Raw genomic sequence first — 21,553 nt, forward strand, 5'->3', positions numbered from 1 at the left:
ACGTGCCTTGCGCACCTGGCCCGGCCCCGGCCCGACTTACCCAGACACTGGCAGGAACACTCCATGACGGACGCCTTCGAACTCCCGCTCACGCTGGTCCAGGCCCTGGCGCAACGCGCCGCGGCGACCCCGGACCGGATCGCCTTGCGCTTTCTTGCCGACGATCCCCGCGAACAGGCGGTGCTCAGCTACCGCGAGCTGGACTTGCGCGCCCGTACCATCGCCGCCGCCCTGCAGGCCCGCGCCACGTTCGGTGATCGGGCGATCCTGCTGTTTCCCAGCGGTCCGGACTATGTCGCGGCATTCTTCGGCTGCCTGTATGCCGGGGTGATCGCAGTGCCGGCCTATCCGCCGGAGTCTTCGCGCCAGCACCATCAGGAGCGGCTGCTGTCGATCATCGACGATGCCCAGCCGCGTCTGCTGCTGACGGTAGAAGCGCTTCATGACAGTTTGCAGGGCCTTGATGCTCTGGCGACGGATGCCGCCCCGGGCCTGCTGGCGGTGGACGGTCTGCCCCCTGAGCTGGCCGACGACTGGCGTGAACCGGCGCTGGCCGGCGAGCACATCGCCTTCCTGCAGTACACCTCTGGCTCCACCGCGCTGCCCAAGGGTGTGCAGGTTACCCACGGCAACCTGGTGGCTAACGAGCAGCTGATCCGCCAGGGTTTTGGCATCGATCTCAACCCTGACGATGTGATCGTCAGCTGGCTACCGCTTTACCACGACATGGGCCTGATTGGGGGCCTGCTGCAACCGATCTTCAGCGGTGTGCCCTGTGTGCTGATGTCGCCGGGCTACTTCCTCGCCCGGCCCCTGCGCTGGCTGCAGGCGATCAGCGAATACGGTGGCACCATCAGTGGCGGCCCGGATTTCGCTTACCGCCTGTGCAGCGAGCGGGTCAGCGAGGCGGCCTTGGCCGGGCTCGACCTCAGCCGCTGGCGGGTGGCCTACTCCGGTTCCGAGCCGATCCGCCAGGACAGCCTCGAGACGTTCGCCAGCAAGTTCGCCGCTTGCGGCTTCCAGGCGAGCAGCTTCTTCGCCAGCTACGGGCTGGCCGAAGCCACTCTGTTCGTCAGCGGCAGCCGACGCGGCCAGGGCATTGGCGCGCTGGAGCTCGATGCCGAGGCCTTCGCCGCCAACCGCGCCGAGCCTGGCAAGGGCAGCGTGCTGATGAGCTGCGGCTATCCGCAGCCGGGCCATGCGGTGCGCATCGTCGAACCGCAGCAACTGGCGGTGTTGGGCGATAACCGGGTGGGCGAAATCTGGGCCGGCGGCCCGAGCATTGCGCGGGGCTACTGGCGCAACCCCGAGGCCACGGCGCGTACCTTTGTCGAGATGGACGGCCAGACCTGGCTGCGCACCGGCGACCTGGGCTTCATGCGCGATGGCGAGGTGTTCGTCACCGGGCGGTTGAAGGACATGCTGATCGTGCGCGGCCAGAACCTCTATCCGCAGGATCTGGAGAAGACCCTCGAGCGTGAAGTCGATGTGTTGCGCAAAGGGCGCGTGGCGGTGTTCGCCGTGGATGATCGCGGCGAAGAGGGCATCGGCGTGGCAGTGGAAGTCAGCCGCAATGTGCAGAAAGCGGTGCCTGCGCAAGCGCTGATCAAGACCCTGCGCCAGGTCATCGCCGACGCGTGCCGCCAGGCGCCGGCCGTCGTCTTGCTGCTCAACCCGGGGGCGCTGCCCAAGACCTCCAGTGGCAAGCTGCAGCGTTCGGCCTGCCGTCTGCGCATGAGCGACGGCAGCCTCGATTGCTATGCTCGCTTCCCGGCAGATGCCGCATCCTCCGAGCAGGGTGCCAGCGGCGATGCCCTGCAAATGCGCATCGCGGCGGTATGGCGCGACCTGCTCAAGGTCGAGGCGGTGACGGCGGACGATCATTTCCTGCTGCTGGGCGGCAACTCCATCGCTGCCGCCCAGGTCACCGCGCGGCTGTCCGACGAGCTGGGTATCACGCTTAGCCTGCGTACCCTGTTCGAGGCGCCGGTACTGGCCGACTACAGCGCCGCGGTGGCCTGCGTGCTGGAGCAGGGCGGGCAGGGCACCGGCGCCATCGCCACCCTCGACCGTGCCAAGGCATTGCCGCAGTCGCTGGCGCAGAACCGCCTGTGGTTGCTGTGGCAACTGGAGCCGCAGTCCGCGGCCTACAACATTCCGGCCGGCCTGCACCTGCGTGGCGAGCTGGACGAGGCGGCGCTGCAGGCGAGCTTCCAGGCGCTGGTCGAGCGTCACGAATCCTTGCGCACGCGCTTCAGCGAAGTGGATGGCGAGGCCCTGCAGCATGTGCTGGCGCATGCCGACTTTGCCTTGCAGCGTGTCGATCTCGAAGGGGTGGACGCCAGCGAGGTCGCCAATCGTCGCGAGCATGAGGCCCGCCAACCCTTCGACTTGCTCCAGGGGCCGTTGCTGCGGGTGACCCTGGCGCGCCTGGACGATGAAGAACACCAGTTGTGGGTAACCCTGCACCATATCGTCGCCGACGGCTGGTCGCTGAATATCCTGCTCGAGGAGTTCGCCCGACTCTACGCCGCCCACTGCCAGGGCCAGCAACCCAATCTCGCGCCCCTGGCGCTGGGCTACGCCGACTACGGCACCTGGCAGCGCCAGTGGCTGGCAGAAGGTGAGGCTGCACGTCAGCTGGAATACTGGACGGCGCAACTGGGCGACGAATTGCCGGTACTCGACCTGTGCACCGACCATCCACGCTCGGCGCTGGGCGAGCAGCGCGCTGCGCGCCTGAACATGAAGGTGCCCGCCAAGCTCGGCGAAGCCCTCAAGGGCCTGGCCCGTGACCAGCAGGCCAGCCTGTTCATGGTCCTGCTGGCGGGCTGGCAAGCCTTGCTGCAGCGCTACAGCGGCCAGTCCGACATCCGCGTCGGCGTCCCCAACGCCAACCGCCCGCGCCTGGAAACCCAGGCCATGGTCGGCTTCTTCATCAACACCCAGGTCATGCGTGCCGAGTTCGACGGCCGTACGCCGTTCGACCAGTTGCTGGCCCAGGTGCGTGAGCGCACCCTTGGCGCCCAGGCGCACCAGGACCTGCCGTTCGAGCAACTGCTCGAAGCGCTGCCCCAGGCCCGTGAGCAGGGCCTGTTCCAGGTCATGTTCAACCACCAGCAGCGCGACCTGTCCGCGCTGCGCCGCCTGCCCGGGCTGCTTGCCGAAGAGCTGCCGTGGCACAGCCGCGAGGCCAAGTTCGACCTGCAGCTGCACAGTGAGGAAGACCACCAGGGCCGGCTGACACTGGCCTTCGATTACGCCGCCGAGCTGTTCGATGCGAGCACCATCAAACGCCTGGGCCAGCACCTGCTGGCGCTGCTCGAACAGGTCTGCGTGCAACCGCAGCTGGCCGTGGGCGAAGTGCAACTGCTGGATGAGCCAGGCCGCGCGCAATTGCTCGCCTGGGGGCAGGCCCCTGCCGAGCCCGCCAGAGCCTTGCTGGTCGAGCAGCTCAACGAGCAGGCACGCCTGACACCGGAGCGCGTCGCCCTGGTGTGGGAGGGCGGTCAGCTCGACTACGCCAGCCTGCACCAGCAGGCCAACCGCCTGGCTCACTACCTGCGCGACAAGGGCGTCGGCCCGGACACCTGCGTGGCCATCGCGGTCGAGCGCTCGCCGCAACTGCTGGTCGGCCTGCTGGCGATCCTCAAGGCGGGCGGCGCCTATGTACCGCTGGATGTCGACTACCCGGCCGAACGCCTGGCCTACATGCTCGCCGACTGTGGTGCGGGCCTGCTGCTGAGCCAGAGCACCCTGCTCCAGCGCCTGCCCCAGGTCGAGGGCGTCAGTACCATCGCGCTGGACCAGTTGCACCTGGACACCTGGCCCAGCCAGGCCCCGGGCCTGCGCCTGGAAGGCGAGCACCTGGCCTATGTGATCTATACCTCCGGCTCCACCGGTCAGCCCAAGGGCGTGGGCAACACCCATGCTGCCCTGGCCGAACGCCTGCAATGGATGCAGGCCACCTATGCGCTGGACGACCGCGACGTGCTGATGCAGAAGGCACCGATCAGCTTCGACGTGTCGGTGTGGGAATGCTTCTGGCCGCTGGTCACCGGCTGCCGCCTGGTACTGGCAGGCCCTGGTGAGCACCGCGATCCGCAGCGCATCGCCGCACTGGTGCAGCAGCATGGAGTGACCACGCTGCACTTCGTGCCGCCGCTGTTGCAGGTGTTTGTCCAGGAGCCGCTGGCCGCAGGTTGCACCAGCCTGCGTCGGCTGTTCTCCGGCGGCGAGGCGCTGCCTGCCAGCCTGCGCGACCGGGCCCTGGCCTTGCTCCCCCAGGTGCAGTTGCACAACCGTTATGGCCCGACCGAGACCGCGATCAACGTCACCCACTGGCACAGCCAGCGCGAGGATGGCGAGCGCTCGCCCATCGGCCGTCCGCTGGCCAATGTGCTGTGCCGTGTGTTGGATGATGAATTCGAACTGACCGCACCGGGCGTGCCGGGCGAACTGTGCCTGGGCGGCGCGGGCCTGGCCCGTGGCTATCTGGGACGTCCGGGACTCACCGCCGAGCGTTTCGTGCCGCAACCCGATGGCGACGGTCAGCGCCTGTACCGCAGCGGCGACCGCGCGCGCTGGCTGGTGCACGACGGTGCGCTGGAATACCTCGGGCGCCTCGACCAGCAGGTCAAGGTGCGCGGCTTCCGTGTCGAGCCTGAAGAGGTCCAGGCCGTGCTGCTGGCCCAGCCAGGTGTCGAGCAGGCGCTGGTGCTGATCCACCGCGACGCTGTCGGCGCGCAGTTGGTCGGTTACTACAGCGGCGTCGAGCAGAGCGCCGCCTTGCTGGCGACCCTCGGCGCGCAACTGCCCGCCTACATGGTGCCAGCGCAGTTGGTTCACCTCGCGCAGATGCCCTTGGGCCCGAGCGGCAAGGTCGATCGCAAGGCGCTGCCGGCGCCGGTCTGGCAGCAACGCCAACACGTCGAGCCGCAGTCCGCGCTGGAGCAGCAAGTGGCGGCGATCTGGCGCGAGGTGCTGAACCTGCCCCAGGTAGGCCTGCAGGACGACTTCTTCGCCCTCGGTGGCCACTCGCTGCTGGCCACCCAGATCGTTTCGCGCTGCCGCCAGGCCTGTGACGTCGAGCTGCCGCTCAAGGCGCTGTTCGAGGCCAGTGAGTTGGGTGCCTTCTGTGCCGAGATCGCGCGGATCCGCGCCAGCGGTGGGTGCAACCTGCAGGGCGCGATCACCCGTGTCGATCGCCGTCAGGCCGTGCCGCTGTCGTACTCGCAGCAGCGCATGTGGTTCCTCTGGCAGATGGAGCCGGACAGCCCCGCGTACAACGTCGGCGGCATGGCGCGTCTATGCGGCGCGCTGCATGTGGACGCTTTCGAGCGTGCCCTGCAGGCGTTGATCGTACGCCACGAGACCCTGCGCACCACCTTCCCCAGCATCGATGGCAAGCCCTACCAGTGCGTGGCCGACGACAGCGGCCTGCACCTGGACTGGCAGGACTTCAGCGCGCTGCCGGCCGACAATCGCCAGCAGCGTCTGCAGCAGCTGGCCGACGAGCAGGCGCACCAGCCGTTCGACCTGGAGCGTGGTCCGTTGCTGCGTGCCTGCCTGGTCAAGGTGCAGGAGCGTGAGCACTATTTCGTCCTGACCCTGCACCATATCGTCACCGAAGGCTGGGCGATGGACATCTTCGCCCGTGAGCTGGGCGAGCTTTACGAAGCCTTCGTCGACGAGCGCGAATCGCCGCTGCAGCCGCTGCCAGTGCAGTATCTGGACTACAGCGTCTGGCAGCGTCAGTGGCTTGAAGGCGGGGAGGGCGCGCGCCAGCTCGACTACTGGAAAGCGCGCCTGGGCGACGAGCATCCGGTCCTGGCACTGCCGACGGACCGCCCGCGCCCAGCGGTGCAGAGCCATCGCGGCGAGCTGTACCGCTTCGACCTCGACCCGGCGCTGGTCGAGCGTGTGCATGCGTTCAACAGCCAGCGCGGGCTGACCCTGTTCATGACCATGACCGCCACGCTGGCCGCACTGCTGCACCGCTACAGCGGCCAGCGCGACCTGCGTATCGGCGCGCCGGTGGCCAACCGCATCCGTCCGGAAAGCGAGGGGCTGATCGGTGCCTTCCTCAACACCCAGGTGCTGCGCTGCGAACTGGATGGACAGATGAGCGCCGCCGCGCTGCTCGAGCAGATGCGTCAGACCATCATCGACGGCCAGTCGCACCAGGACCTGCCATTCGAACAACTGGTCGAAGCCCTGCAGCCGCCGCGCAGCAGTGCCTACAACCCGCTGTTCCAGGTGATGTGCAACGTGCAGCGCTGGGCCTTCCAGCAAAGCCGCACCCTGGCAGGCATGCAGGTGGACTACCTGGTCAACGACGCCAGCGCCACCAAGTTCGACCTGTACCTGGAAGTCACCGACCTGGACGGCCGGCTCGGCTGCTGCCTGACCTACAGCCGCGACCTGTTCGATGAGCCGCGCATCGCGCGCATGGCCGAACACCTGCAGCAGTTGCTGGCGGCGATGCTCGAAGATCCGCAGCAACGCCTGTGCGAGCTGCCGATGCTGTCAGGTGCCGAGCAGCAGGAACTGGTCGGGCAGCTTCAGGGCGAACAGGATTTCGATCTTGACCAGACCCTGCACGGGCTGTTCGCCGCCCAGGTGGAGCGCACGCCGCAGGCGCGAGCCTTGACCTTCGCCGGCCAGCACCTGAGCTACGCCGAGCTCGATCAGCAGGCCAACCGCCTGGCCCGAGCCCTGCGTGAGCGCGGGGTTGGCCCGCAAGTGCGGGTGGGCCTGGCGCTGGAGCGCTCGTCGCAGATGGTGGTCGGCCTGCTGGCGATCCTCAAGGCCGGTGGCGCCTATGTGCCGCTCGATCCGGAGTACCCGCTCGAGCGCCTGCACTACATGATCGAGGACAGCCGCCTGGGCCTGCTGATCGGCCAGCGCGAGCTGCTCGCGACCCTTGGCGAACTGCCGGCCGGTGTCGTCACCTGGAGCCTGGAGGATGACGCAGCGTCGTTGTCCGCCTACAGCGATGCGTCACTGGACAACCTCAACCTGCCGCAGCACCAGGCCTACCTGATCTACACCTCCGGCTCCACCGGCAAGCCCAAGGGCGTGGTGGTCAGCCATGGCGAGATCGCCATGCATTGCCAGGCGGTGATCGCCGACTTCGGCATGCGCAGCGACGATTGCGAGCTGCATTTCTATTCGATCAACTTCGATGCTGCCAGCGAACGCCTGCTCACGCCGCTGCTGTGCGGGGCACGTGTGGTGCTGCGCGCCCAGGGGCAGTGGGGCGCCGAAGAGATCTGCGACCTGGTGCGCGAGCAGCAGGTGAGCATTCTCGGTTTCACCCCGAGCTATGGCAGCCAGCTGGCGCAGTTCCTGGCTGGACGTGGCGAGCAACTGCCTGTGCGCCTGGTGATCACCGGCGGCGAAGCGCTGACCGGCGAGCACTTGCAGCGCATCCGCCAGGCCTTCGCCCCGCAGCAATTCTTCAATGCCTACGGCCCGACCGAAACCGTGGTCATGCCGCTGGCGTGCCTGGCCCCCGATACCTTGTCGGCCGATGCGGGCAGCGTGCCGATTGGCCGCATGATTGGGGCGCGCACCGGCTACATCCTCGACGAGGACCTGGCGCTGTTGCCCCAGGGCGGCATCGGTGAGCTGTATGTCGGTGGCGCGGGCCTCGCCCAGGGCTATCACGACCGCCCGGGGCTGTCGGCCGAACGTTTCGTCGCCGACCCCTTCAGCCATGACGGTGGCCGGCTGTATCGCACCGGCGATCTGGTGCGCCTGCGCGCCGACGGGTTGGTCGAGTACATCGGCCGCGCTGACCAGCAGGTGAAGATCCGTGGTTTCCGCATCGAGCTGGGCGAGATCGAGAGCCGCCTGCAGGAGCACGCCGATGTCGAGGAGGCCGTGGTTCTGGCCCTCGACCTGCCGGGCGGCAAGCAACTGGTGGGCTACCTGGTCTGCCCTCAGGCCAAGGCGAGCAGTGATGCCCAGGCGCACCTGCGCGAGGCGGTCAAAGCCCATGCCCGGCAACATCTACCCGACTACATGGTGCCTGCGCACCTGGTACTGCTCGATCGCCTGCCGCTGATGGGCAATGGCAAGCTCGACCGTCGTGCGCTGCCAGCGCCGGATCTCGAGCAGGCACACCAGTTGTACCAGGCGCCGGCCAATGAGTTGGAGGCGCAGTTGGCGCAGATCTGGCGCGAGGTGCTCAATGTCTCGCGCGTGGGTGTGCAGGACAATTTCTTCGAACTTGGCGGTGACTCGATCCTGTCGATCCAGGTGGTCAGCCGCGCCCGTCAGTTGGGCCTGCAGTTCACCCCGCGCGACCTGTTCCAGCACCAGACCATCCAGACCCTGGCAACCGTGGTCAGCCATGGCGCGGGGCCAACGCATGTGGAGCAGGGGGCGCGTCAGGGCCGTATCGGCCTGACGCCGATCCAGCATTGGTTCTTCGACAGCGAAGTGCCACAGCCACAGCACTGGAACCAGGCTGTGCTGCTCGAAGCACGCAAACCGCTGCTCGCTGACCGGCTTGAGGCTGCGCTGGCGGCGCTGGTGCAGCATCACGACAGCCTGCGCCTGCGCTTCACCCAGGTGGCTGGCCGCTGGCAGGGGGAATACGACCAGGCCGGCGCCCAGCCGCTGCTGTGGACGGCGACCGTCGCTGCCTTCGACGATTGCCAGGCGCTCTATACCGACGTGCAGCGCAGCCTCGACCTGCAGCAAGGGCCCCTGTTGCGCGGCCTGTTGCTGACCGATGGCGCAGGCGCGCAACGCTTGCTGCTGGCCATCCATCACCTGGTGGTCGACGGCGTGTCCTGGCGTGTATTGCTGGAGGACCTGCAGGCGCTGTACCGCGGTGAAACCCTGGCGGCCAAGACCCATGCCATGGGCGACTGGTCGGCGCGCCTGGCCAGCTATGCCGGCAGCGACTCGCTGCGTGACGAGCTGGGCTGGTGGGAGGGACAGCTGGGGTGTGTGCGCCGCGAGCTGCCGTGCGATCACCCGCAGGGCGGCAACCTGCACCGGCATGCGCGCACCTTGGCCATCGAGCTCGACACCGAGCAGACCCGCCAACTGTTGCAGCAGGCGCCAGCGGCCTATCACACCCAGGTCAACGACCTGCTGCTGACCGCTCTGGCGCGCACCCTGAGCCACTGGAGCGGCGATGAGCAGGTGCTGGTACAGCTCGAGGGGCATGGGCGCGAAGGGCTGTTCGAAGATATCGACCTGACCCGCAGCGTCGGCTGGTTCACCAACGCCTATCCGCTGAGCTTGAACCCGGCAACCGGCGACGACGATGCCGCGCGCAGTGCGTCGATCAAGGGCATAAAGGAACAACTGCGCCAGGTGCCGCACAAGGGGCTGGGTTATGGTGTGCTGCGCTATCTGGCCGATTCTGCGGGGCGTGAGCGCATGGCGGCGTTGCCACAGGCGCGCATCACCTTCAACTACCTCGGGCAGTTCGACCAGCAGTTCGACGCCAACGCCGTGTTCCAGCCGCTGGATGCCCCTGCGGGGCTGGCCCATGACCCGGACGCGCCACTGCCCAACTGGCTGAGCGTGGATGGCCAGGTCTATGGCGGTGCCTTGCAACTGCGCTGGACTTTCAGTACAGAGCGCTACGACGAGGCGACCATCGCCGAGCTGGCCGAAGCCTATCGCCAGGAACTGCTGGCGCTGGTCGCCCACTGCCTGGTCGAGGGCAACGGCAGCTTCACGCCGTCGGACTTCCCGCTGGCCCAACTGACCCAGGAGCAGATCGACACGCTGCCGGTGCCGGCTGGCGAGATCGAGGATGTCTACCCGCTGACGCCAATGCAGGAAGGGCTGCTGCTGCACACCCTGCTGGAACCGGGCACCGGCATCTACTACATGCAGGACCGCTACCGCATCAACAGTGCGCTGGAGCCGGAGCGCTTCGCTCAGGCCTGGCAGGCAGTGGTGGCGCGCCACGAGGCCCTGCGCGCGTCGTTCAGCTGGAACGCCGGCGAAGCGATGCTGCAGATCATCCACAAGCCCGGCAAGACCGCCGTCGACTACCAGGACTGGCGCGACCTCGACGACGCCAGCCAGGAAGCCCGCCTGCAAGCCCTGCACAAACAGGAGCGTGAAGCCGGATTCGAGTTGCTGCGCGAGGCGCCGTTCCACCTGCGCCTGGTGCGCGTGGCCGATGAGCGCTACTGGTTCATGATGAGCAACCATCACATCCTCATCGATGCCTGGTGCCGCTCGTTGCTGATGAACGATTTCTTCGAGATCTACCAGGCGCTGGGCGAAGGCCGTGCCGCGCAGTTGCCGGTGCCGCCGCGCTACCGCGACTACATCGGCTGGCTGCAGCGCCAGGACCTGGACGAAGCACGCCAGTGGTGGCAGGCCAACCTGGCCGGCTTCGAACGCGCCACGGCGATCCCCAGCGACCGTCCGCTGCGCCATGACCACGCCGGGGACGGCATGATCGTCGGCGATTGCTACACCCGCCTTGAGGTGAGCGAGGGGGCGCGTCTGCGTGAACTGGCGCAGGCTCATCAACTGACCGTCAACACCTTCGCCCAGGCGGCTTGGGCACTGGTACTGGCCCGCTACAGCGGCGAGCGCGACGTGGTGTTCGGGGTGACCGTTGCCGGGCGCCCGGTGAGCTTGCCGCAGATGCAGCGCACGGTCGGGCTGTTCATCAACAGCATCGCCTTGCGCGTGCGATTGCCGGCGGCCGGCGAGCGCCAGAGCGTGCGTCAGTGGCTGCAAGGTCTGCTCGATCGCAACATGCAGTTGCGTGAATACGAGTACCTGCCGCTGGTGGCGATCCAGGAGTGCAGCGAGCTGCCCAAAGGGCAGGCGCTGTTCGACAGCCTGTTCGTGTTCGAAAACGCGCCGGTCGAGAGCAATGTGCTTGACCACGCCCAGCACTTGAACGCCAGCTCCGACTCGGGCCGCACCCACACCAACTTCCCGCTGACGGCGGTTTGCTACCCGGGCGACGACCTGGGCCTGCACCTGTCGTTCGACCAGCGCTACTTCGACTACCCGACCGTCGAGCGCCTGCTGGCCGAATTCAAGCGTCTGCTGCTGGCGCTGGTCGAAGGCTTCGAGGGTGAGGTCCAGGCACTGCCACTGCTGGGTGCCGACGAGCAGCGCTTCCTGCTCGAGGACTGCAACCGCACCGAGCACGCCTATACCCTGGAGCAGAGCTATGTCGAGCTGTTCGAGGCACGCGTCGTGGCGCACCCCGAGCGTATCGCCGCCCGTTGCCTGGAGGCGTCCTACGACTATGCCGGGCTCAACCTGGCCGCCAACCGCCTGGGACATGCGCTGGTCGCAGCCGGTGTGAGCATCGATCAGCCCGTTGCCCTGCTGGCCGAGCGTGGTCTGCCGCTGCTGGGGATGATCGTTGGCAGCTTCAAGGCCGGTGCGGGTTACCTGCCGCTGGATCCGGGCCTGCCCTCAGCGCGCCTGCAGCGTATCGTCGAGCTCAGCCGCACGCCGGTGCTGGTGTGCAGCGCCGCCTGTGCCGAGCAGGCGGGGCAGTTGCTCGACGAGCTGGGCGGGGCGGTACGGCCGAAGCTGCTGGTATGGGAGGATATCCAGGCTAGCCAGGTCGCTGGCCACAACCCGGGTATCCACAGCGGGCCGGACAACCTGGCCTATGTGATCTACACCTCTGGCTCCACCGGGCTGCCCAAGGGCGTGATGGTCGAGCAGCGCGGCATGCTCAACAACCAGCTGAGCAAGGTGCCGTACCTGGCGCTGGACGAACACGACGTGATCGCCCAGACCGCTTCGCAGAGTTTTGACATCTCGGTGTGGCAGTTCCTGGCGGCGCCGCTGTTCGGGGCCAGTGTCGAGATCGTGCCGAATGCCATCGCCCACGATCCCCAGGGCTTGCTGGCGCATGTCCAGGCCTGCGGCATTACCGTGCTGGAAAGCGTGCCATCACTGATCCAGGGCATGCTGGCCAACGATCATCAGGCATTGGATGGCCTGCGCTGGATGCTGCCGACCGGCGAGGCGATGCCACCGGAGCTGGCCGCCCAGTGGCTGGAGCGCTATCCGCAGATCGGCCTGGTCAACGCCTATGGTCCGGCCGAATGTTCCGACGATGTGGCGTTCTTCCGTGTCGATGCCGACTCGACCCGCGGCAGCTACCTGCCCATCGGCACCCCGACCGACAACAACCGCCTGTACCTCTACGGCGAAGAGCAGACGCTGGTACCGTTGGGCGCGGTGGGCGAGCTGTGCGTGGCCGGCACGGGTGTCGGTCGTGGTTATGTTGGCGACCCGGTGCGTACGGCCCTGGCCTTCATCCCGCATCCGCATGGCGCGCCGGGCGAGCGCCTGTATCGTACCGGCGACCTGGCGCGGCGCCGTGCCGATGGTGTGCTCGAATATGTCGGGCGTATTGACCACCAAGTGAAGATCCGCGGCTACCGTATCGAGCTTGGAGAAATCGAAGCGCGCCTGCACGAGCAGCCGCAGATTCGCGATGCGGCAGTCGGTGTCCAGGAGGGCGCCAATGGCAAGCATCTGGTTGGCTACCTGGTAGCCCATCAGGGCGTGGTAGCCGATGCCGGTCTGCTCGAGCAGATCAAGCAGCGTCTGCGTGCCGAGTTGCCGGAGTACATGGTGCCGCTGCACTGGGCCTGGTTCGATAACCTGCCGCACAATGCCAATGGCAAGCTCGATCGCAAGGCGCTGCCGGTCATCGAGATCGGTGGCCAGCACAGCCAGGATTACCTGGCGCCGCGCAGCGAGCTGGAAGAGATTCTGGCCGGTATCTGGGGCGAGGTGCTCAAGGCTGAGCGGGTCGGGGTGCGCGATAACTTCTTCGAACTGGGCGGGCACTCGTTGCTGGCCACGCAGATTGCCTCACGCGTGCAGAAGCGCCTGCAACTGAATGTGCCGCTGCGGGCGATGTTCGAGTGCAGCACCGTGGAAGAGCTGGCGGTGTATGTCGAAGGGTTGCAAGGCAGCGCGCTGGATGAGGATAAGGTGGATCGGTTGAGTGATCTGATGGCGGAGTTGGAGGGGTTGTAACAGGCCACGACACCCGCGCGGGCAAGCCGCGCGGGTGTCGTGCTGTATTTAACGCTGTGCGTTGTTGATGCTGTTTCTACGAGTGCTACGACCAGAGTCGCCCATTCTTTTTCTTACCGTCGACGGGTTACTTGACAGCGTCGAAGAGTTACTTGATAGGCTTGAGCGCCGGCTGGAGTTTGAATTGTCGTCGGTGGTGTCAGAAAACAGTGTCTGCAGGTTGAGAGTATTCTCATCGCTCGATGTACTGTGCGTGCGAGCTAGCGTCGTTACCTGTCGAGTCTCATTTGTATCTTGGCCGTCAATATTGATGGCGATGTGCTGCGGTGTAGGGGACACCTCTTCTGCGTCGGTATGTGCCGATGGACCGGGCAAGGCGGCCCTCTCTATAGCGTCGTGCGTATTCGGGCGCTGTTCCCCAAGTATGGGCGAGTGTGGTCTGCTAATGGGGTTTTGGTGAACGAATTTTCCGCCGCCTACGGAGTTGTGATTATCGGGTGATTGAGCATCATTTTCGGACGATGGAGCCTCTTCAGGCGCCAACTGAGCACGGCGAATTTGTTCTGCTTTACGATGTTTCATAAACAGCCGATATTGTGTAGGCGTTTCTCTCATCACCGATGTGGCGGCGCCAAATATGGTCAAATATATCGTGAGGGGATCATTGGGGGAGAGCCAGCCCCAGATCATTAAAACAATCGCATTAAGGATGTACAGTGTCCTTAGTGCGCTGGATCCAACATGGAGGCGGCCACCCGGTTCTCTCCAGTGTTTCCATAAGGGAGCTGTCAGTGATGTTCCGTTTCTCTCGGCATCTTTGACCTGGTAGTAGAGGGGCTGGTTGTGCGTAACAAGATTCGCGACGTTCATCAGAAGTAGCCACATGGCAAATATTTCTATGACGGTAGTCAAAACGGTCTCTGTTGGAAACATCCCTATAGCGTCACGAAAGCGCAGAGGATTATTTCTGTTCATCCGATACAGATTCGGGCCATCAACAAGCCCACCGGGATCGGCACTCAGCCATCGGCCCAACCCCGTCTGATAGTATCGCCAGCCGTAGTAGTAAAGACCGCTGGCATCGAGCTCCTTGCCGGCATGACGCGACGTACGTTGGGTTAATCCGTCGACTTCCGCTGCCTGCTCATCCAGGCCAACTGTTTCGCCATAGGGGCTGTATTCCTCACGCGAGACGATGTTTCCCGCCTCGTCCGTTTCTCCCGCACTGCTGCCCAGATGATCGCTAAATCCATAGCGCAGGTGAACCTCGGTACTCCGGCGATTTTCAATCCAACGCACCTGCTCGACTTCGCTGATCACCACCTGCTTGAGCGCCTGGGGCTGGCCTTCGAGCGTGCGCAGGCGTACCTCGCAGTCATCGATGTAGGTCGTCAGGGTGGTCTGGATTGCGTTGGCCATGCGCACCGAACTGATTTTGCGACGGCGGGTGCCGCCATTGGCGTAGCGGTACTGCTCGATATCATCCGCCGCTCCGTTGGTGCGTTTGATCAGCGACACCTGACCCAGCTGGTGATCGGCCAACCAAGCCAGCGCCCGGCCATCGACCAGTTGTTTCTGCAGGCCGCCAGGCAGGAAGCCGTTGTCTGGTGTCAGCCCGTGGCCCTCGGGCATTGCGCGGTTGCTTTGGGTCGACACACACAGGTGCTGTGTGCGCTTGCCGGCACCACCGTTGTGACTCAAGGTGATCAGGTTGTCACCGTCGTCGTATTCGTAGCGTTCGCTGTAAGGTGTCCAGACCCTGCCGCCCTTGCGGTCGGACGTTCCGAAGGAGGACGACCAGTAGGCGCCGACCGGGCTGCGCTCGCGCCCGCTGGCCTCGACCAGGCGGTAGAGGGTGTCGTAGGCGTATTCGCGCAGGCCGTCGGACTGTTGGTTGTCATGCCACTGAGGGTCGGCACCTTGGTCATCGAGGGCGAGGATGTTGCCTGCGGGATCGTAGCCATAGTGCAGGTCGCTGATCAGCAGATAGCCCAGCGCATGGTCACTTGGGCGCTGCGTACGATGTTGAATCAGGCGCTGACTGGTGGGCGAGTAGCCATAGAGGTCGACCACGCCATTGCCAGACGTCTGCGCCGTGACCATGCCATCGGCCCTGCGCGTGACTGCCGCGAGCGCCATGGCCTCCTTGGCACCCTGGCGCAAATGTATCTGGCGTACTGCGCCACTGACGTCCAGTGTCTTAGAGCTCGTGACCCCGGCTGCGTTGGTGCGTACCAGCACATCGCCCACTGCGTTGTATCGGTTAACGGTGATCAGTATGTTCTCTTCCAGATCACCCTCACTGCTGCCAGCCCAATCGGGTTGTTCGGCGTGAGGCTGCAACAGCTGTTGCCGGGTTTCGAGAGGTTTGCTGGTCAGCGATAGCAAGGCTGTGTGGGTCAGGCCTGCGTTGTCGAAATGCTTGAGCGTGGCACCTGCCAGGTTGCGCTGGCGGTCGGCAGCTGTGGCTGGCGCATACACCAGGCGCTCGCGCATACGTGCAATGCCAGCGGCCGGGTGCTCGAAGACCGCGCTCTTGCGTCGCCTTGTTCTGGGGTTTCATAGGTGTGCGTGTGGTGGGTGCCCTGTGCGTTGCAGGTCCACAGCGGCCGACCAGTGGCATCATCAAGCGACAGTGAAGTATCGCCGTCGGTGGTATGCAGCTTCAACTGTCGGCCGCCGAGGCTGGCGACCGTCGTGGCATCAGCCAGCGTCGTTGCGCCTGCCGATACCTGCAATGCTCGGGCACCGAACTGGCGGACGGTGCGGGTCAGTGCATCTGCATGGGTGCGGTTACGCAGCAGTTTTGCTGCGGGTATGTCTGCTCCATCCTGTGGGGAGCGCAGCAGGCGCAGCGTCACCGTAGCGCCTGCTGCACCGGAGAGCACCGTCACGTCCGGTGTTTCGGCATGGTAGCGTGCAGCCTTGATGGCAGGCATCTGCGATCCCTCTTCTCATCGCATCCTGTGCACCGATCGCGTGGCCGCGAGGGTGCGATAAGAGGAGTCTAGGGAGACTGCGTCGGTCTCGCACCTGACAGATTTATCAGGTCAGCGCTTGCCCAGGATCTTGCCGAGCATTTCCGGGCGTGGCGCGCCTTGTTGGCTTTGCAGTTGTCCCTGTTCATCCTGGTAGAAGATCGCAGGCGTTGCGCCCAGCCCCATTTCTTCCATCAACGCCTGGTTGGCTGCGAGTTGCTTCTGTGTGGGTTCGGGAATGGTGTCCAGTGCCTTGAGCGTGCTGGCCTTGCCAGCGCTTTCGTGTTCTTGCAGTGCCTTGGCAGGGTCTTTTGCCGACAACAGCGCGGCGGACTTGCCAGGGCTGTCCGGGCGGATGATGCCGACCATGATATGGCGCAATTGCACCTTGCCCGAGTCGACCCAGGGCCGCGCCTGTTGCCAGAACATGTTGCAGTAAGGGCAGTTGGGGTCGCTGAACAGGTAGACGATGCGTGGCGCATCGGCCTTGCCGTCCTGGATCCAGGCGGTCTTTTCCATCTTCGCCCAGATTTCCTTGCTCATCGGTGTGTAGACCAGCTTGTCCAATGGCTCGGCGCTCAGGTCCTGGCCTTGTTCATCGAACAGGCTGCCAACCAGCACGTGCTTGCCGTCGGGGGTCAGATACAGGGCGATGCCGTTGCTATGGTACTCGGCGGCATAGCCGCGCAGGCCATTGGGCGCGTCGAACGTGCCCTTGATCACCGCGCCCTTGGCCTCCATCTGCTGAATCGGCTTGGGCCAGGGCTCTGCTTGGGCCAGGGGCGCGACGAGCAGGGCCAGGGAGAGGGGCAGGAGAGCAGTCAGTCGCATGTCATTTTCCTTGTACGGCGGGGGCGGGCGCCACGGCCCGCTTTAAAGGTTCCAGGGCGTTGTGCAGGCTGGCGCGGGACAGCTCGCCGAGATGGCTGCCTACCAGGCGGCCCTCGGCGTTGTAGAACAAAGTGGTGGGCAGGGCCATGGAGCCGACCCGTTGCGCCAGTTGCCCACTGCCGTCGAACAGCACGTGGTTCAGGCTCAGGCCGGTCGTGGCAAGGAAGGTACTGACGCTTTCGGGTGTTTCGCCTTGGTTGACGAACAGGAAGGTCACGTCGGGGTAGTCGCTCTGGGCCTGCTGCAGCACGGGCATCTCCCGTCGGCACGGTGGGCACCAGGTGGCCCAGATGTTGATGACCAGGGGTGTGCCGCGGTAGCTGTGCAGGGCCACCGACTCGCCGCTGGCGTTGCGCAGGCTCAGATCGGGCAGTTCGGTGCCTTTGCTGTACAGGTGGCTGCCCAGGCTTGCCAGCCCCCAGAACAGGGCGCCGCTGAACAGTGCCCAGCCCAGTGGCCGGCGCAGGCCCGGACGGCGTCGACCTTGCCACAAGGCAGCAGCGACGATGCCCGCCAGGCCGCTCCAGAGTTGGAAGCCGCCATCGCGAATGTCGATGATCTGCAGTGGCTCGTCGCGGTACATCGCCCAGTACTCCAGGACGAAGCCCGCACGGGCGCTGAGGACTCCGACCAGAAACAGATTGAACAGTGCCGACTCGGGGCTTTCGCCGCCACGGCGGGCCACCCACCAGCCGACCAGGCAGGCGATGCCGAGTGCGCTGAGCAGCAGCAGGTGGTTCAGGGCCATGGTCAATGGCCCCAGGGTTACCGTCAGCATCAACCTTGACTCCTGGTCTGGGCCCAGTGTTGCAGGAACGCTGCCGCGTCGATTTCGCCGGTGATGCGCCGGGCACGGCGCTCGTCACCTTCCGGGCCGATCCAGATCAGGCTGGGCGGGCCTGGAACCTGGTAGCGCTGCAGCAATGCGCGGCTGGCGGGGGTGTCGGCAGTGACATCCAGGCGCAGCAACTGCACGCCGTCGAGGCTGGCCTGCACGTCGCTGCGGGCAAATACCTGCTTCTCCATCACTTTGCACGATACGCACCACTCGGCGTAGTAGTCGACTAACACCCATTGGTTGCGCGCCTTGGCGGCATCCAGTTCGCGCTGCAGGTCCTGCGGGTTGTCGATGGTGATAACCCGCTGGTCATGGGCGCTGCTCATCGGCGCGGCGCCACCACCGGTGAATGGCTGCAGCGGTTGCCACAGATCGTTGCCACCGGCGGCAGCACCGACCAGCAACAGGCCACCCCAGAGCGCACCCAGCAACGGCAGGGCTCGCAGCGCCGGCAGACGCTGCAGGGCAGGCCATGCAGCCCAGGCCAGGGCAATCAGCCAGGCGCCGACCAGTGCCAGCAGCAGTGGTTCTGGCAGCAGGCTGCGCAGGGTGTACAGCGCCATTGCCAGGAAGACGAAGCCGAACACGCCCTTGACCAGGTTCATCCAGGATCCAGGGCGTGGCAGGTAGCGGTTGCCCAGGGTGACCAGCAACAGCAGTGGAACGCCCATGCCCAGCCCCAGGCTGAACAGCACCAGCGCGCCCTGCACCACATCGCCGCTCTGGGCGATATAGAGCAGCGCACCGGCCAGTGGCGCGGTCATGCACGGCCCCATAAGCAGGCCCGAGAGCGCGCCAAGCAACGCTGCGCCATACAGGTTGCCGCCACGCGTGCCCTGGCCTGCACGATCGAGGCGGTCACGCACGGCGGCGGGCAGTTGCAGTTCGAAGGCCCCGAACATCGGCAGGGCGAGGATCACGAACAGGCCGGCCAGGCTGCCCAGCAGCCAAGGTTGCTGTAGCCAGGCCTGCAGGCTGGCGCCGAGCAGCGCGGCGACCACACCCAGTGCGGCGTACACCAAGGCCATGCTCAGAACGTAGACGCCGGCCAGAATCCAGCCACGTCGTGCACTGGCACCATTGCCCATGACCAACCCGGCGAGGATGGGCAGCATCGGTAGCGAGCAGGGGGTGAAGGCCAGCAGCAGACCCAGGCCGAAGAACGCCAGCAGGCTCCAGGCCAGGCTGCTGTGCTGCAGGCCGCTGGCCAGGGCCTGGTCGCTGGCTTGTCCGCCATCCGGTGCGGCTGGCGCAGCAGAAACCGCCTGGCCGCCCAGATCGATCACGGTGGTTTGCGGTGGATAGCACAGCCCGGCATCGGCGCAGCCCTGCCAGCCGAGTCGCAGTTCTCCAGTGGCGTTGGCGGGCAGCAGCAACTCGAGTTCGGTGCGATAGACGGCGCTGTCGCCGAAGAACTCGTCATGATGGTTGAGAGCCGCAGGCAGTTGCGGTTGCTGATCGACGGGAATGCCGTCGAACTTCAGGCGCTTCTGGTAGAGGTAGTAGCCATCCTTGATCTGGAAATACAGGCGCATCTGCCCGGAAGGCAAGCGGTCCTGGCTCAGGACGAAAGCCTGATTCACCGGCAGGAAGTCCGACTTGGGAGCGAAGGGATTGGCCTGGAGCGGGCCGGCGAGCAGGAATGTCAGGATGAGCAGGAGAACACGCATGTCGACGCCTTGGCAGTGCATTGAGTGCACCATGCTGGAGCAGACTGATTAACCGAAAGTTAACCCGGTCCGACATGAGGCCCTGTCGGTGCTCCGACAGGGCTTGGGCCGGATCACATGTCGTCGAAGTAGCGTTCGTGCCAGTCCACCAACGGTTGTGGTGCGTTCAGTTTCTGGCCATAGATCACCGAGTACGACAGCACGTTCTGCACATACTGACGTGTCTCATCGAACGGGATCGACTCGACCCAGACATCGAAGCTCAGGTGCTTGGCGCCCTTGAGCCACTGACGTACGCGACCGGGGCCTGCGTTGTAGGCGGCCGACGCCAGCACGCGGTTGCCGTTGAACTGGCCGTGCACCTGGCTCAGGTAGGCGGCGCCGAGCTGGATGTTCTTGTCCGGATCGAGCACCTGCGCAGGCGAGGCCAGCGGGATGCTGAACTTGCGCGCGGTCTCCTTGGCGGTTCCTGGCATCAGTTGCATCAGGCCGCTGGCGCCTACTGGCGAGCGGGCATCGTCCATGAAGGCACTTTCCTGACGGGTGATGGCGAATACCCAGCTCGAGTGCAGGCCGCGGACTTTGGCTTCGCGCACCAGGGTGTCGCGGTGGGCCATCGGGAAGCGGATGTCCAGGTCGTCCCAGTACTTGGCCTGGCTGATGGTGCGGATAGCCGGGAAGTACCAGCGCAGGTCGTAGGCCAGGCGGGCCTGGGCGACCATTTCGTCACGGTTGAAGTGGCGGCTGACGTGGTACCACTCGCGGCGCCCCTCGACAATCTGGCCACGGGCGTGGAACTCCAGGGCGCGGCGCACGCCGGGGGTGTTACGCACCTTGTTGATCAACTGCTGGCTCAGTACCAGGGGTTTGTTGTTGAGCTGGTACGGTGTTTGCGCGCGATCGGCAGCAAGAAAACCATAGAAGTCGCGCTCACGCGAGACGTTCTTGTAGAGCAGCGGGATCTGCGGGTTGTTGGGTTGTGCCAGCTCCAGGCTGCGTGCCTGCCAGTAGCGCCAGCGGCTGCTGTCGGCCAGATCCTGGGGCAGGCGGCGGCTCAGTTCGTAGGCTTCTTCCCAGCGCCCGAGACGCAGCAGCAGGCGCATGCGCCATTCGCTGACGGTGTTGTCGCGCAGTTCCGGGTCGTAGCGGGTCATCAGGTCGAGGGCACGCGGATCGTAGCGCCGTGCGAGCGTGAGGCCGATTTCGCGGGCGATGGCGACCTTCTCGTCGCGGGAGAAATGCATGCGCTGGGCGTAGTCGTCGAGCAGGGCCATGGCTTGCTCGGGATCCTGCCGCGCCAGGCGGCGCAGGCCGAGGCTGACCACATCGGACATCGCTTCGTTGACCGGCATGAAGCGCGAAGGCTGCTTGAGCAGCTCGGGTTTCTGCGCCACATCGATCAGCAGCTTGCCTTGCGGGCCGAGTGTGGTGAGCGTTTGCACCAGGTTGTTGGCCAGGCTGTAGTTGCGCGCCTCGGCCGCCAGTTTGGCACGCTGCCAGCGGCGGGCCTCGGTGAGCTGGCCTTCTGCGGCCCACAGGCCGAACAAGGTGTCGCAGGCCGCAGGTTGCGACTTGCCGACGTTCCACAGTTTTTCGGCAGTGGCGAAACCTTCGGCGCGCAGGCCGTTGGTCAACTGGTACTGGCCGTTGAGGCAATCCAGTTCGGTGAAGTTCAGCTTCGGGTCGTAGTATTTGACGAAGGTCTTCCATTCGCCGCGTTCGGCCTGCCAGCGCAACCAGCGCAGTTTCATCCAGTTGGCCTGGGGCAGGTCACCGTGTTTGGCGAGGAAGCCTTCGACTTCCTCGTTGCTGGCAGTCTTCAGCCGCGCGGTGAGCTCGTCGTAGGCCAGGTAGGGTGTGAGCGGATAGTCGCTGAGCGCTTGGGCATAGCGCAGGTAGGGACCCTTGTCGCCTTTGGCGAGGGCACGCTTGGCCTCGTCGTAGTACTGGCGCTGCTGGGTGATGTCGATGGCCTGTGCAGCACTCGCGGTCGTAGCGGTGAGCACCAGGCAGGAAACGAATTGGAACAGGCGGCTGCGCATGATACGTCCGGGCAGTTGAACCATGAAAAGTGACGGCGAAGCCAGCACTGTTGAAATCTAGTTTCCTTAGCTTAGCCGTTTGCCGGCGATGGATGAAAGCACTGTGCTTGTATCGAA

Annotated in this window: 7 protein-coding genes; 1 reads left to right on the plus strand and 6 read right to left on the minus strand. The window is 65.4% G+C overall.

Annotated features, from left to right (window positions below; all coding sequences use genetic code 11):
* The first annotated feature begins 63 nt into the window (after nt 1–63).
* Nucleotides 64–13,017 carry a non-ribosomal peptide synthetase gene (locus IAE40_RS05540; RefSeq protein WP_200602796.1) on the plus strand — a complete coding sequence of 4,318 codons (12,954 nt, stop codon included), beginning with the start codon at nt 64–66 and terminating at the stop codon, nt 13,015–13,017.
* 48 nt (nt 13,018–13,065) lie between these two features.
* Here the strand turns inward: IAE40_RS05540 and IAE40_RS05545 are convergent, their stop codons facing one another.
* The 6 genes from IAE40_RS05545 to IAE40_RS05570 all read right to left on the minus strand — a co-directional run bounded on the left by IAE40_RS05545 (nt 13,066) and on the right by IAE40_RS05570 (nt 21,436).
* Entirely contained in the window at nt 13,066–15,513 is a 2,448-nt protein-coding gene (locus tag IAE40_RS05545) for an RHS repeat-associated core domain-containing protein (protein WP_200602797.1), read from the minus strand.
* Nucleotides 15,417–15,956 (minus strand): hypothetical protein, encoded by a 540-nt coding sequence (locus tag IAE40_RS05550; protein WP_200602798.1) that lies wholly within the window; start codon nt 15,954–15,956, stop codon nt 15,417–15,419. The genes IAE40_RS05545 and IAE40_RS05550 overlap by 97 nt, the downstream gene beginning before the upstream one ends.
* A gap of 111 nt (nt 15,957–16,067) precedes the next feature.
* On the minus strand, nt 16,068–16,826 hold the full coding sequence (dsbG, locus tag IAE40_RS05555; RefSeq protein ID WP_200602799.1) for a thiol:disulfide interchange protein DsbG: 759 nt from the start codon (nt 16,824–16,826) through the stop codon (nt 16,068–16,070).
* A 1-nt stretch (nt 16,827) separates the two neighbouring features.
* Complete coding sequence (locus IAE40_RS05560) at nt 16,828–17,664, minus strand: TlpA disulfide reductase family protein (protein WP_063545640.1); 837 nt, start codon at nt 17,662–17,664, stop codon at nt 16,828–16,830.
* Nucleotides 17,664–19,394, minus strand: a complete 1,731-nt coding sequence (gene dsbD, locus IAE40_RS05565; protein WP_200602800.1) for a protein-disulfide reductase DsbD — start codon at nt 19,392–19,394, stop codon at nt 17,664–17,666. Before dsbD ends, IAE40_RS05560 begins: the two co-directional genes overlap by 1 nt.
* Nucleotides 19,395–19,507: 113 nt before the next feature.
* Nucleotides 19,508–21,436 (minus strand): transglycosylase SLT domain-containing protein, encoded by a 1,929-nt coding sequence (locus IAE40_RS05570; protein ID WP_200602801.1) that lies wholly within the window; start codon nt 21,434–21,436, stop codon nt 19,508–19,510.
* Between the last annotated feature and the right edge of the window lie 117 nt (nt 21,437–21,553).

The sequence above is a fragment of the Pseudomonas sp. S44 genome (genome assembly GCF_016624805.1).
Lineage (GTDB): Bacteria > Pseudomonadota > Gammaproteobacteria > Pseudomonadales > Pseudomonadaceae > Aquipseudomonas > Aquipseudomonas machongensis.